6 protein-coding genes are annotated in these 14,436 nt (G+C 53.6%); 5 read left to right on the top strand and 1 reads right to left on the bottom strand.

Annotated elements, in window-relative coordinates:
• Positions 1 to 43: 43 nt before the first annotated feature.
• Positions 44 to 1,792 carry a pilus motility taxis protein HmpF gene (hmpF, locus tag H6F94_RS31110; RefSeq protein WP_190806176.1) on the bottom strand — a complete coding sequence of 583 codons (1,749 nt, stop codon included), beginning with the start codon at positions 1,790 to 1,792 and terminating at the stop codon, positions 44 to 46.
• A gap of 401 nt (positions 1,793 to 2,193) precedes the next feature.
• Here hmpF and H6F94_RS31105 point away from each other — a divergent pair, with 401 nt between their 5' ends.
• The 5 genes from H6F94_RS31105 to H6F94_RS31085 all read left to right on the top strand — a co-directional run bounded on the left by H6F94_RS31105 (position 2,194) and on the right by H6F94_RS31085 (position 14,388).
• Positions 2,194 to 3,387, top strand: coding sequence for a response regulator (locus tag H6F94_RS31105; RefSeq protein WP_242041538.1), 1,194 nt, complete (start codon positions 2,194 to 2,196; stop codon positions 3,385 to 3,387).
• A gap of 483 nt (positions 3,388 to 3,870) precedes the next feature.
• Positions 3,871 to 4,236, top strand: coding sequence for a response regulator transcription factor (locus H6F94_RS31100; protein ID WP_190806175.1), 366 nt, complete (start codon positions 3,871 to 3,873; stop codon positions 4,234 to 4,236).
• 57 nt (positions 4,237 to 4,293) lie between these two features.
• Entirely contained in the window at positions 4,294 to 4,821 is a 528-nt protein-coding gene (locus H6F94_RS31095) for a chemotaxis protein CheW (protein ID WP_190806174.1), read from the top strand.
• A gap of 100 nt (positions 4,822 to 4,921) precedes the next feature.
• Positions 4,922 to 7,828, top strand: coding sequence for a methyl-accepting chemotaxis protein (locus H6F94_RS31090; protein WP_190806173.1), 2,907 nt, complete (start codon positions 4,922 to 4,924; stop codon positions 7,826 to 7,828).
• Between the two features lie 92 nt (positions 7,829 to 7,920).
• On the top strand, positions 7,921 to 14,388 hold the full coding sequence (locus tag H6F94_RS31085; protein WP_190806172.1) for a response regulator: 6,468 nt from the start codon (positions 7,921 to 7,923) through the stop codon (positions 14,386 to 14,388).
• Positions 14,389 to 14,436: the final 48 nt, after the last annotated feature.

Raw genomic sequence — 14,436 nt, 5'->3', positions numbered from 1 at the left:
GTAGACTCCCTTTTTAAGCTTCTTAGGTTTTATGAGTCGACCTTTATGAGGCGGCTAGCTCAGGCGAAGCTAGCAGGGACTCAACAGTCTGCCGCAGATTGCCCAGGGCCTGTTGCTGATTCTGACTGGCCTGATCCAAGTGAAGCAGGGTCTCAGCAGTGGTTTGCAGCTGACTCCGCAAAGCATCTACCCCATCCTGGAGTGGGCGAAGCAGCTCTTGATAAGTATTGACCTTGCCCCAGAGTTCAGCAACTGAGCGCATCTGGTTGCGGTGTTGGTTCTCCAGTTCCTTCAACTCGTTGCGCCGATGCTCTTGGTCGGTTGCTTGCTGAGAGAGCGTACCCTGCATCTGTCCAATCGTGCTGCGCAACTGTTCTAGTTGACCCTCTAGCTTTTCAAGGGCCTGAGCTTGTTGCTGCTTTTGCCCTTCTAGTTGAGTTAGCACAGGACTCAGGTCAATTTGAGGTTTTTGGCTCTCCCCTGAGATCTTGCCTTGACGGCGTGCCAGGATATTTTGGTGCTGAGTCAGCAACTCCTCCCGCTCTCGTAGGCTGCGACGCTGGCCTACCAAAGTTTCTTCGAGCATTTGGTAACGCTGCTGCTCGAAGTCCATGTTGCTCTCAAGCTCGATTCGCTCGAAGCCTTCATGGTTCTCTAGCTGCTGCAGCAACTCATCAATCGCCTCTTGCTGTAGCTTTAGCTCCTCTTCTTGATCATTGACAAAGTGCGAGAGCTTGCGGAAGTCTCGCTCCAAATCATTGACCAGAGTTTGCAGCTCTTCGATTGACAGTTTCTCCAGGGCTTGACTATCAATAGACTGGCTAACCTTGGCGCCATCAGTGGATTCGGCTAGCTGGTAGGTCTGTTGATATAGCTCTTCATAGTTCTGGATCTGCAGCGTCAGCATCCGGGCTTGTTCTTCCTTCAGGTTCAAGCTGTGTTGCTGTACCTTAAGTTCCGCCTGGGCTTTCTCCAGTGATGCCTGCGCTTCATGCCACTGTTGCCAGCGCTGATGTAGGTCTTGGCCGCCTCGATCTACCTCACCTTGCTGCTGCTCAGCGTTAACCCGCAGGTGCTCTAATTCCTGCCAATGCTGCGTAAGTTCAGCCTGACGCTGCTCTAACAGACCGAAAGTATCATCAATTGAGCTACGGATTGGCTGACTGTTGATCAGCGCCGCTCCAATCTGATCGATCAGAGACTGAAGGTAATGAGCTTGTTCTGTGTCCAGCGCTGTTGTTTGTACGCTCTCCTGACGCTCTGCGAAGCGACGTTGCTCGCCGCGCAGATGCGCCCAGGCCCCTTCTAGCTCGGCCCGGTTGCGCTCCATTTCCTCGCGTAGCTGATTGATTTCAGTACGGCTCGACTCAACCTCTAAACGTTGCGCCTCCAGCTGCTCAAAGTCCTCTTCGAGTTGCTGAAGCTGTTCGCGACGCGCCTCCATCTCCATCTCGCGGCGGTTCAGCTCCTGACTTTGATAGGTCAAGGACTGCTTCCACTGCTCAATTTCTTCCTCTTGAGTCCGGAACTTCTCTTGGAGCCGAGAGAAGTTTTGCAGAATGCTCACAAGCTGACGTGAAGCTTCCTGCACGCGCTGGACCTGTCGATTGCCCGCGATATCTACCAGGACCAAGGCACCCGAGTTAAACGCACTGGCCTCCTCGGAGCTAAGCCACTCCTCACCAGTAATGGCCACCCAACTCTGCTCCGACTGCTGGCGCGCCAGCAGTCGTAACTCGGTTCTGGCGCCCATGAAACTGCCCTTCTTTTGTACTTCTGCTAGGTACAGCACGCTGTGTCCTCTTGATGGGTGCTAGGTACTTCTTGCTGGGGTCAACCAGTCTGTCCAGATGACCATTCAATTCACACTTTATTGTTTTGTATAGGGTTATCTAAGGATTGATGCAGCAGCTTGGTGCTGAAGCCGCCGATCATGACACTAGAAACTCTACTTAGGATAAATATACTGGGCCTACCCAAGCCCGGTTCTGTACCCTGATCTGTACTTAGACAGCCACAGACGCAACGCATCTGCACCCCACTCATGCATCCCACCTAGTTTACTCCCAGGCTATCCAAAGGCTACTCAGTGCGGCTCAACCATGTCTAGGCTTTCGGGGTAGATCTTCAAGGGGCTTAGAGCTTCGGCTGCGGCAGGACTCTTTATTTGACGCTGGCGGGTTCCGGAGTTAAATGGTGGTCAGGGATGCGGTCATTCTGCTCACCGGCCCGGTCATCATGCAGGGAAAACTTTACGAGATTGATATTCGCAGCATCCTGCAGTTGATTGAGCTGGGGCAACGCACTGGCGAACTGTTTGTGGAAGCAGGGTCTGGACAGTTTTGGTTCGTCTTCTTTTCTAACGGCCAACTGGTCTATGCGGCTGATACTGAGCGCAGCGTGACCCGGCTACAAGATTTCCTGCGCCGCTATCGCTTAGAAAACGCGCTTGAGCAGATTGAGTCTGACCTCAACGTGGCTTCCTTTAGCGCACCGGAATATGGTTATCTGTGGGCATTGCTCGAGCGTCGCATTCTAACCGCTGCCCAGGGTCGAGAAATTATTCAGGGCATGGTGCAGGAAGTTTTGTTCGACCTGCTTAGCCTGCATCAGGGGTCATTCATTTTTGAACTAGGACCGTCACTGGCACCGCAGTTGACGACCCTAGCGATTGATCCACTGGTTGCAGAAATCATGACCAAGGTTCAAGAGTGGAAGAAGTTTCATCCGCTCATTCATTCACCAGACCAGTGCCCATTGTTGACTGAGCCAGAACATCTGCGGGCGTTGCTACCTGAGACAGTGGCCGCAACTTTGGAGCGGTGGGCAGTAGGCAAGGCAAGCATTCGGCAACTGTCCCGTTATCTAGGACGAGATATTCTGTCCGTAGCCCGTGCCATCTATCCCTACGTTCAGAAGGGGTGGATTCAAATGATTTATCCACCTGGAGTTGCTGCGCATCATACCCCTCATGACCCTTGGTCTCAGGCGACGGAGCGTCCGCCTCGTGTGGTTTGTATTGACGATGGAGCTGCCATTCGCCGCACTGTGGAGTACATCCTGAGCCGTCATGGTTATGAAGTTACATCAATCGCCAATCCTCTTAAGGCATTGAGTTTAGTATTTGCCCTTAAGCCCGACCTCATACTCTGCGACATCGCTATGCCAGAGTTAGATGGCTATGAGCTTTGTGCAATGCTGCGCCGCTCTGCTGTTTTTCAGCGAACCCCCATCATCATGCTTACGGGCAAAGATGGTTTTATTGATCGGGTGAGAGCTCGTATGGTAGGCGCAACTGAATACCTGACCAAGCCATTTGGTGAAAGCGAATTGCTAACCGTTGTTGAGAAATACGTTGGCGTGGGGCACCTTGAAGGACGAAAATAGCACCGGACTGCTGTAAGTCTCTTGCTTTTCAGACAGGGAGGTTATCAGGAAGTCTCAGGAGTTCAAGCTCAGATTCGCCCAGGTTTTGTCCGGGATCTATAGAATCAATAGTAAGCGTGGCAGTAGAAATAGCAGGCGTCAATCGTAATGGCTCTTGTGGTTGCCCAACCAAATCGCCCATCGATAATCTACGCGTAATCCATGGAATATTGAGGAGTAGCCGCTTTAACAGCTATGCTCATTCGAAACTGGAGTTTCAAGCGAGGTTCTGACTAGATCCAGATAACCGGCACATTGACCAACGATGAGAAGTGGGTCAGAAGTGGGTAAGTTACGGTTTGAGGTTTCTCCGGTAGACCCGCAGCTTCAGTGCTTAGGTGTGCCGAGTGTAACCCTAAAAACCCGGATTTTGGCGCCCACTGTAGAAACCTGTAGGGGAACCATAAGCGATGGAAGGGCTACCGAGATGAGGATGGGCGAACCATGAGCAAAGTTTTGGTGGTAGAGGATAGTGTCACCCAGCGCGAGATGATCACTGACCTGCTTAAGGACAGTGGGCTGAGTGTCAGCGTCGCCACCGATGGCGTTGAAGCCCTTGAGCGGATCCAGGGACACCGACCGGATCTAGTGGTCCTCGATATTGTCATGCCCCGTATGAATGGGTATGAAGTCTGTCGACGCATTAAAGCTGACCCTAAAACGCAGAGTGTACCGGTAGTGATGTGTTCATCTAAGGGTGAGGAATTCGACCGTTACTGGGGCATGAAGCAGGGAGCCGATGCTTACATCGCTAAACCCTTTGAACCTCAGGAGCTAGTTGGTACCGTCAAACAGCTGCTCCGTGGCTAGACTAACGGTAGACTTGAAGCCCGTGACCACTTCAGGAGGATGCAGGAAGAGATATCCATGGTAGGTAACCCGGACTTTCTGACCCGCTCGGGTCAGGGTCAAGAGCCAGAGCTTCAGGAACTCGAATCCCCCGAGGGCGAACTCCATCTGCGCTTTTATGTCGCCTCGGGCAGTGAATTTGCCCTGCCCGCCACCGGAATTCGGGAAGTCATCGCTCATCCTCCCGACCGGATTACCCCTATGCCCAATGTTTCACCATTGTTATTGGGCACCTTAAATCTGCGCGGTCAAGTGGTGTGGGTAGCCGACTTAGGACAGTTTCTGGGGGACAGCGCCCCGCTCAACACAGATCGGGCTGAAATTCCTGTCATTGCTGTAGAGGACCAGAACCTAACCCTAGGATTGGCTGTCGACCGGATTGCCGATATGGATTGGCTAGACCCTGATGAGATTCGAGTTTCAACAGCAGCGCCAGACAGTATGGCGCCGTTTTTGCGTGGGGAGTGGCTTAGTGAACAGACAGGTAAGGCACTACGCCTGCTAGATCAGATTGCAATTTTGAGATCGGCCCGATGGGCCACCTAGCGAGCAGGTAAGCGATGATTTTGGTTCTGGCACATCAACAAGCAGCAAGCAGAGGCTCAGCTAACGGCAGCTGAGGCAGGCGGGTAGAGGAGACAACCCTATGGCATCAAGTACCCAGTACGAGCAGGATTATCAGAGGGCATTCCAGGCTTACATGCAGTCCAGTTATCAGGAGGCCGCAGACCTTACTGATCAACTGGTGCGAGACTATCCAGACGATCCGCACGTTCGCCTGCTGCGGGGTCACGTCTTCTGCTACGGTCTGGGTCAATACACTGCTGCGCGTGAGCAGTACGAGTGGGTGCTAGACCGTAGCACCAACCCGGAGTTAGTGGACTGCGTGAACAACGCTCTAGTAGATGTGTCAGCAGGGGAGAGTAGTGTAGGGTACACGACCAGCACTCAACAGAACTCTCGAGACTACCAGGACAGTAACAGCGCTTTTGGTTTCTCTAACGGTAACGGTAGCTCCGAGGCAGAGGATGTCTACGCCTCAGGTAGTTCTGGCGTTGGCTCAACTGAGACTGTCGACAACCATTTTGACCTGGACGACGGTTTAGATAGCGGTTTAAAGGATTTTGGGGATCAGAACTTTGGGGATCAAGATTTTGAAAATCCCTTTAGCTTAGATGACTACCTCAGCCAGCACTCTGACTCACCTCCAGTAGATGAAGCTTTTCAGAGTGAAAACTTCCAGGGCGATAACTTCGAAGACAGTGCCTTCGATGCTTTTTCATCTCCCTTTGAGGCTGGTTCTACCTCGGGGGAAAACGCTTTCTTTGAAGAGGAGATGGGGCCTGAGGCTGCCTTCGGAGCCGACTTTGGCACGGAAAATGCCTTTGCCGGCGGTTTAGATCAGTTCAGCTTCGATGATGAGACCGCAGTAATAAGGTCTCAGGACCCGCGTAGCACCCCAACATCAGCTGGAGCACCCACGGGCGGTGCCTTTGGCAGTAGCAACAGTAGCAGTGAAGATTTTACGTTTGTTGACTCCGCCTTCGCCGACAACTCTTTCCCTGAGATTGATTCGGCTTTTGGAGATGCGACAGACGATAGCTTCGACTTAAATGCTCTAGACAGTGCCCTGGACAGTGGTTTTGCCAATGGCTCAACCTCAGGTAATCCCAACCCTCCCGCCGACCTCTCCAGTGGCTTCGGCTCAAACAATCATCAGCGTCGGCCGAGGACCTCGGCTTACAGTGAGCAGGACATTACATTTCCAGAGGAAGCTCCCGCTCTTGATGAGCCGCCCACAGCGGGTTCAGGCAACCGGATGGGCTTTTTAGACGAGTTCGACGAGTTCGATGACTTTTCTGGTGAAATGCCAGACTTTGGGAGCAGCCTCAACAGTGGCGGTAGCCGAGAGCGCGACACGACCAGTGGAGCATCAGGTCAAACGGGGACCCTTGCCGAAAGTGGCTTTGTCACCGAGCCGGCCACTGCCGTTCATCCTCTAGTAAATGACGAGGACGAACTGTTTGGTCTGTCTAGCGCAGTGGAGAATCTCCCAGCCTTCACTCAGACTGATAGCAGTCCAGCAGAGGCTACTGCTTCGGTTGAGCAGGGGAGCTGGGGTTGGTTTGAGAACATGCCTTTTGGTAACAAGCAGTTGGTTACCTCAGCGGCAACCGGTGTGGCTGCGATGCTGGCAGTAGGTGTAGTCAGCTTTGTGAGCGCTAACCAAGCAGGGGATGCTGGCACGGTTAAAACCGTTCGCAACACGGGTTTGCTCATGGCACTGGTCTCCGGGGTGGCTGCGGCAGGAGGCAGTCTAGCCGTGGGCAAAGCGACGACCAACCACTTCAAGAAATCTACAGACAACCTCAAATCTCAGTTTGATGCTGTGACGCGAGGGGACCTCAGTGTCCGGGCAACGGTCTACGCCGAAGATGAACTGGGGCAGTTGGCTGCAGGCTTCAACCAGATGGCCCGTGTGATCTTCACCGCCACTACCGAAGCGCAACGCAAAGCGGAAGAGCAAGAGCAAGCCAAGGAAGATCTCCAGCGCCAAGTCATTCGTCTGCTTGACGACGTGGAAGGGGCAGCGCGAGGTGACCTCACAGTTCAGGCTGAAGTCACAGCCGACGTGCTGGGTGCTGTTGCCGACTCGTTCAACCTGACCATTCAAAATCTGCGCGAGATCGTGCAGCAGGTGAAAGCCGCAGCAACCCAGGTCAACCGGGGCGCGACCGAAAACGAGGTGTTTGCTCGTAGCCTTTCCTCTGATGCTCTGCGTCAAGCTGAGGAACTGGCCGTTACGCTCAACTCAGTGCAGATGATGACCGACTCTATTCAGCGAGTGGCGGAGAGCGCTCGTGAAGCGGAAGAGGTGGCTCGCACTGCATCTGAAACCGCGCTCAGAGGTGGTGAAGCCGTAGAGCGCACCGTGGCCGGTATTCTGGACATCCGGGAGACAGTGGCGGAGACAACGCGCAAAGTGAAGCGGTTAGCAGAGTCCTCACAGGAGATTTCCAAGATCGTCGCTTTGATTTCTCAAATTGCCTCGCGGACCAATTTGCTAGCGCTGAATGCCAGTATTGAGGCCGCCCGTGCTGGTGAGTCAGGACGAGGCTTCGCCATTGTGGCGGACGAGGTTCGCCAGCTAGCCGACCGAGCCGCTAAATCTTCTAAGGAAATTGAGCAGATTGTGCTCCAAATCCAGAGTGAGACAGGCTCGGTGATGACTGCTATGGAGGAAGGCACCCAGCAGGTCATCGAAGGCACTCGCCTCGCTGAGCAGGCCAAGCGCTCACTCGACGACATTATTCAGGTGTCTCAGCGCATTGATACTCTGGTCCGCTCCATCACCGCTGCCACCGTTGAGCAAACGGAGACCTCCCGAGCTGTTGCCCAGGTTATGCAATCAGTAGAGCTTACTGCTCAAGAGACTTCCCAAGAGTCGCAGCGAGTGTCGGGCTCTCTACAAAACCTGGTGTCCGTGGCCCGTGACCTTCAGTCCTCTGTGGAACGTTTCCGTGTTGAAGGCGGAAACAAGACGAAAGCCTAACTCACTTACCTTGATGGTTCCCCTGGCACATCGAGTTCCCCCTTGTGTCACCCCTGCTGCCCCGCCCGTTTTAGCCGAAGGACACGTTTGCTATGAACCCTGATCAGCAACAGCGCATTCTTGGCTACTTCATTGAAGAAGCAAAGGATCATCTCAATACGATGGAGCAGGGGTTGCTGAATCTCCAGAACACCCTAGCCGATCAAGAGCTAATCAACGAGCTATTTCGGGCAGCCCACTCGGTCAAGGGTGGGGCAGCAATGCTGGGGATCCGCAGCATCCAACACATTTCTCACCGCTTAGAGGATTTCTTCAAGGTCCTCAAGGATTCCCCCAATCTCCAGGTCGATCAGCAGCTGGAATCCTTGCTGTTGCGCTGCTTCGATCCCCTCAACGAGTTGCTCGAACATCTTCAGCAGCCGTTCGGCTTGACGGAAGATGCCTCCACTGCTGCCCTAACAGAAGTTGAGCCAGTCTTCAACGAGTTGCAGTCGCATCTGGATCGCTTGGTTGCTTCTAGTAGTGCTGAAGTTTTGGCCCCACCAGTGCCAGTAGCCACCCCCATCGCTGTTGTTGCTGCCACTAGTGCTCCTGTTGCTCAGCCCCAAGAGGAACTCAGTGCACTGCACTTGGTATTCCGTTCGGATATCACCCGCAAGTTGCGAGAGATGCTGGGGCTGTTCAAGCAACCCGACAGCCAGGAGAACCGCGCTCAGTTGCACAGCTTCTGTGAAGAGTTGCGGGCTTTGGGAGAACAGTTTGATTTGACAGGTTGGTGTGAGCTATGTGCTGCTTGTGCCGAAGCAGTTGCCAATACGGACAATGCCTATCGCAACTTGGCGATGGTGGTGATTAAAGAGCTCAAACTGGCTCAAGACCAAGTCCTAAACGGCTCACAAACCGAGGTCACTGTCTCTAGCCAAGTTCAAGCCCTCCTACCAGTGCCGGTTGAACCCGAACCTGAACTTGAACTAGCCGATCTTGACCGTGAGTTGCTGCTGGCGGCTGAGTTGGATCTCTCTATGAGTGAAGCCGAAGCGCTGATTGCAGGAGCTACTGAATTTACAGAGACCGAGCTAGAGCCAGGTTTTGCGGTAGTGCAAGACGAGCTTGAGTTCGCGGTTGAGGCAGGAGATGACCTAGCAGCATTTGAAATTGCGGAGAGTGTGCCCGAGTCAGCCGCCCGCGCCGAGTGGGAGAGCTTGTCCTTCGATGATGAGATTGTGGTTGCGGTTCCGCAGCGGCAAGAAGTGAACCGATACAGCCCACCGTCAACTCCTGAGGTTTTCGAAATCGACCTATCGGATGCTGTTGAGCCAGCGAGTGGCTCAACAGAACAGGCTATAGGTGACGATGAGCCTTGGAATCTTCTGGCTGGTCCCCGGGTTGGGGAAACCGAACTGAACTCTCTGGCTGAGCTATTTGGCAGCGACAATCTGGAGTTGGGAGATGTTTGGGGCAATAGTGGCGCTAGTACAACGGAGAACCAAGCAGCAGACGAGGAGCTGGCCGATTTCTCCGACCTCCTTGAGTCCGATTTACTGGATACTGATCCCAGCCTAGACCGACAGACGAGCGGGGATAACATTCTCGATCAGCAACTGGATGCCGAAGCACTTCAGGCTGAGGCTCTCTCAGCGTTATTTGAGAATGCAGATCCAGATCTAGAAAGCCTTTTTGCCTTCGAGGACACTGGCTCTGTAGGTGCCTCTTCAACCGATGATTTGGATTACAGCTTGCTGGAGGACCTATCTGAAGCTCCTTCCGACGATCCGTTCACAGGCCCTGACTTCTTCGAAGAGACTCAGAACCAGGAAGCTGCTGGGGCGACCCGGTCTACGGTTGACATTGCTCCAGATAGCTTGCCGCCTGACATTGATACCGAGTTTGATTCTCTATTTGATGCTGAGCCTGAGGCAGAGACTATCTATGAAGGCTGGGACCTTGAAGAAGTTGATCCTTGGACTGGCGCCAATGACCTGAGTTCGATACCTCCTGAAGCCTTCACGCCGACAGCCGGAAGCGATCCGGTGGAGGTCGATAACTTTAGTGATTTTGAAGCTGCAGGTGGTTTTGAAACTGCATTGGAAGGGCCAGAACAATCGTCAGTAGATGAGCCTGCAGATGAGCCAGCGGATGAGGAGGCTGAGTGGCTTGACTTGCTTTCCTCAGAAGCGAATGCAACTAGCGTAGAACCTTTCGCTGAGGCAGGGGCTGATGAGCTAGTCAATGAGGAAACAGAACCCGTATCTGTTCCTGAAGCTGACTTCAGTGCTTTTCTCGACGCAGAGACAGAACTTGATGCAGAGACAGTTCAAGAAGACTGGAACCGAGAAGATTGGAACGTAGAAGAAGCCGATCTATGGTCCAACCAACTTGAAGCTGAAATAGACCAGCCAGAGGCTGAAATAGACCAGCTAGAGGTAGCAGTCTCAGAGTTGACAAACCCTCTGGGAACGGTCCTAGAAGAAAACGAATTGGCCGAGGTTGCCCCTGGGGAGTTTTCTGGGGACGATGATTCGGAATGGCTGGACTTGCTCTCCGCAGATACAGTTCTTGAACCGCTCAATGAGGAAACATCGCCCTTCGGAGAGAACGAGTTCAGCAGTTCAGAAGGACTGGATGAGGTTTTTCTAGAAGATGGCGACAGTAGTGAAGCATGGCTCGATCTGCTGTCCTCCGATAACTCAGAAGATCCGTTTGAGGCAGCATCGACGACTGAGATGACGGACGAGAGCGGCGCCTCAAATGGGTTAGACGAGCTAGGCGGTGAAGTTCTAACCGAGGGCGACGATTCAGAATGGCTCAGCCTTCTGTCCCCTGAGTTTAGCGAAGAGGTAGGTCCGGAGGTTACTAGCTTCGGCGTTGAGGCGAATAGCCTGACTGAGGCCAGCGATGACGCTATGTTCTTGGCGGACGACAGTGATGTCGAGGAGGTCGAGGAGATAGAAGGACTCGACTTACTGTTTGAAGCCACCCCAGACGTTGATTCAGTGCAAGAGTTCGATCCCTTCTTGGGCCTTGAAGCAAGCGAGCAGGACCTATCCTCGCTAGAGGACAGTTCACTAGCTAGCGATGATTCAGAATGGCTGGACTTGCTAACGCCACAGACCGCCTTTGAGGAGCAGGACACGGCCTCTATAGAGGAAAGCACTGAAGGTAACGAGGCAGCCATAGAGGAACTCGACTTACTGTTAGAGCCCGTATCAGGCTTTGAACAAGAGCAAGAGCCTGATGCCTTCTTGGATCTCGAATCCAGCGATCAAGATACAGCCTCTATGGAGGAGAGTTCCGAGGGTAGCGAGGCAGGTGTAGAAGGGCTTGATCTACTGTTTGCCACGACGCCGAACTTAGAGGAAGTGCCAGAGCCAGAGCTGGAACCCCTATTTGGTCTTGAAACCAGCGAGCAGACTAGTGCCTCAGCAGTAAGCAGCTCGGAGAGCCGCGATGATTCTGAGTGGTTGGACTTGCTAATCTCAGATGAGTCAGACGCAGCAGCGATTGCAGGACTTACCGAAGCTAGTACAGAAGCTAGTACGGCCGATCCCGGTCCAGATGAACTGGACTTCGACGACTTATTTAACGATCAACCCTCAGAATCGGATGCCGAGAACACCGAAGCCGAGCTAGATTTAGCAGACTTCATGGGCGAGTTGGAAGCATCAGCAGCCAACCAAGACCTGATGCTGCTACTGGAGGAACCTGCAGGCTCGGATGAACTAGACACTGACACCGACCCCTTTGGTTTTGATGCAAGTGCTCCAGACTGGTCCAGCGGGGCAACTGACCAGGAACAGCCAGATAACGCTTCCCCTGATTTGCTGCTAACAGATGAGGAAGAGGACGCCTCAGAGTTTGAGTCAGCCTTCGAGACAGAAGCGTCCACTGCATTCCCCGACTTCGAAGTAGACACTAACCTAGCTGAGGAAGAAGCTTCGGACAGTGTTGAGACCATTGCTGGTCTAGTAGACTTTTTCGGGGGTGCAGGGGATGAATTTGAGGCAGAATTCCCTGAAGCTGAGACTGAGTTGGACTTGGGGGGCACAGAAGACTTCCAATTAACTGACAGCCCGTTCGATCTGGTTGAGAACTTAGCCCAAGACCAACAAGAGTTTGTCGAGGAAAGCTCAGCCGATGAATTAGACAGCCCGCTAGAAGAATTGGACGAGCTCTTGGCCGGTGACAGTGAAGAAGCTAGTGATGCTCTGGCACTGATGGACGCCAACAGCTCCATGGTTGACACTTCCCTAGATGTTTCTCTGGACGATCTAGGTGAGTTAGACGCCTTGCTAGAGGACGTGCCAGAAGACAGCTTGCCAGATTTCGTAGAGCCAGAGCCGGATTTCCAAGAGTTAGAAGCTTTATTGGGTGAAGTCGAGCAGCCAGACATAACAAGATTCGCAGCTGCCATCCCGTTGATGTCAATGCCAGTTGCCTCAACCCCAGTTTCGGTTCCTCAGCCTGACGCTCAGGATGAGGGTGAATTTGCAGACCTTGAGAAGATGCTGGAGGAGGCTGACCAAACAATCGGTGGGCCACCAACCGTTACAGGCACAGCTTGGACCCGTCCTGGCCCTGCCTCTCGGATGACCACCCGGCGGCAGACTGCGGGTTATGGCAACCAAACCATGCGAGTTGAGGTCAAACACCTTGACAACCTCAACAACCTCGTCGGCGAACTAGTTGTCAATCGCAACAGCCTAGAGCAGGACCAAGATCGCCTGCGTCAGTCCCTGGATAACCTACTGCACCAGGTTCAGCAACTCAGTGATGTCGGCCAGCGCCTTCAAGATCAGTATGAGCGCTCTCTGCTGGAAAGTTCTCTGTTGGCTAGCCGTCAGGGCCAGCCTTCGGTTCCAAGCTTCAGTGAGCGCTTAGGCCGGGAGGTGCTACCTCAGAGCAATCACTCAATGGGGGCTAACTTTGACGCCCTGGAGATGGACCGCTTTACCAGCTTCCACACCCTATCCCAGGAAATCATTGAGCTGATTGTACGGGTACGGGAGTCTGCCTCCGATATTGAGTTCATCGTTGACGAAACTGAGGTGGTAACCCGGCAGTTCCGTCAAGTCACTACGCAGTTGCAAGAGGGGCTGACCCGTTCACGCATGGTGCCCTTTGCGCAGATTGCAGATCGGCTGCCCCGTGCAGTTCGAGACATCGCAATCAAAGCAGGCAAGAAGGCCAACATCGAGATCGAAGGACGCGAGACTCTAATTGACAAAGCAATTTTGGAGCAGCTCTACGATCCGATGACCCACTTGGTCAACAATGCTCTTACCCACGGGATTGAGGATCCGCAAACGCGGCAGGCCGCTGGGAAGTCTCCTACGGGCCGGATTATGGTGCGTGCTTTCCACCAAGGCAACCAGACTGTGATTTCTGTCTCTGACGATGGGGCAGGCATTGACGCTAAACGCGTCAAAGACAAGGCCGTTGAGAAGCGGCTGCTGAATTCAGCCCAAGCAGCCAGCATGACGGACCTAGATGTGTATGACCTGCTCTTCCACCCTGGCTTCAGCACCGCCGACAAGGTAGATGACCTCAAGGGCCGAGGCGTTGGTATGGATGTGGTACGGACTAGCCTCAATGACATTCGGGGCAGCATTGGTACCGACTCTAGCCTTAACAAGGGCACTACCTTTACCATCCGCCTGCCTCTGACTCTAAGCATTTCCAAAGCAATGGTCTGCGTCAGCAACCATGCCCGGATTGCTTTCCCGATGGATGGGGTTGAGGACATGTTGGATGTGCCTAGAGAGCGGGTACAAACCGATCTAGAGGGCCGTCCCACGATTATCTGGCGTGACGCCCCGCTACCCTTCTGTCCACTCTCTGACCTACTAAGCTATAACCGCTATCTCAGCCGAGGCAGCATCTACGGGGCCGGTCAGGAAGAAGACATTATCTCGGTCGTGATTCTGCGCAGTGCCGGTAATTTCGTGGCAATCGCTGTTGACCAAGTAGTGGGTGAGCAGGAGATCGTGATCAAGCAGCTGGAGGGACCAGTTCCCAAACCCATTGGTATCGCTGGTGCAACGGTGCTTGGGGATGGTCGGGTGATGCCGATTGCCGATGTTCTAGAACTGATTGACTTGGCGACCGGTCGGGTCCGCCGCGAAACCAGTCAGCTCTGGGACAACAACGTGATAGTTGAGGAGCCCAAGAGCGTTAGCGAACCTACCGTATTGATCGTCGATGACTCAATTACGGTACGGGAACTCCTGTCTATGACCTTTAACAAGGTTGGTTATCGAGTGGAGCAAGCTCGTGACGGTCAGGAAGCCTGGGAGAAATTACGAGGCGGTATGCCCTGTAATTTAGTCTTCTGCGACATCGAGATGCCTCGCATGGATGGCCTGGAGTTGCTCTCACGCCTACAAAAGGATGAAACCCTGAGTCAGCTCCCGATAGCCATGCTGACCTCGCGCGGCGCCGACCGGCACCGGCAAATGGCAGTGCAGCTGGGAGCCAGTGGTTACTTCACGAAACCCTACCTGGAAGAAGAACTGCTCCATGCCGCTTCTCGGATGCTCAACGGTGAACGGCTAGTGTCCTAGGGTTGGAGCGTTTAAAGTAAAGAAGTATATCGCTGGCAACTCTCCTGT

The organism is Leptolyngbya sp. FACHB-261 (genome assembly GCF_014696065.1).
Classification (GTDB): Bacteria; Cyanobacteriota; Cyanobacteriia; order FACHB-261; family FACHB-261; genus FACHB-261.
The sequence above is the reverse complement of the archived record's forward strand: the minus strand, read 5'-3'. Positions and strand labels throughout refer to the sequence as shown.

Coding starts and splice junctions, on each gene's coding strand:
- H6F94_RS31095 (WP_190806174.1), top strand. CDS start 4,294: ATGGTAGGTAACCCGGACTTTCTGACCCGCTCGGGTCAGGGTCAAGAG.
- H6F94_RS31090 (WP_190806173.1), top strand. CDS start 4,922: ATGGCATCAAGTACCCAGTACGAGCAGGATTATCAGAGGGCATTCCAG.
- H6F94_RS31105 (WP_242041538.1), top strand. CDS start 2,194: ATGGTGGTCAGGGATGCGGTCATTCTGCTCACCGGCCCGGTCATCATG.
- H6F94_RS31100 (WP_190806175.1), top strand. CDS start 3,871: ATGAGCAAAGTTTTGGTGGTAGAGGATAGTGTCACCCAGCGCGAGATG.
- H6F94_RS31085 (WP_190806172.1), top strand. CDS start 7,921: ATGAACCCTGATCAGCAACAGCGCATTCTTGGCTACTTCATTGAAGAA.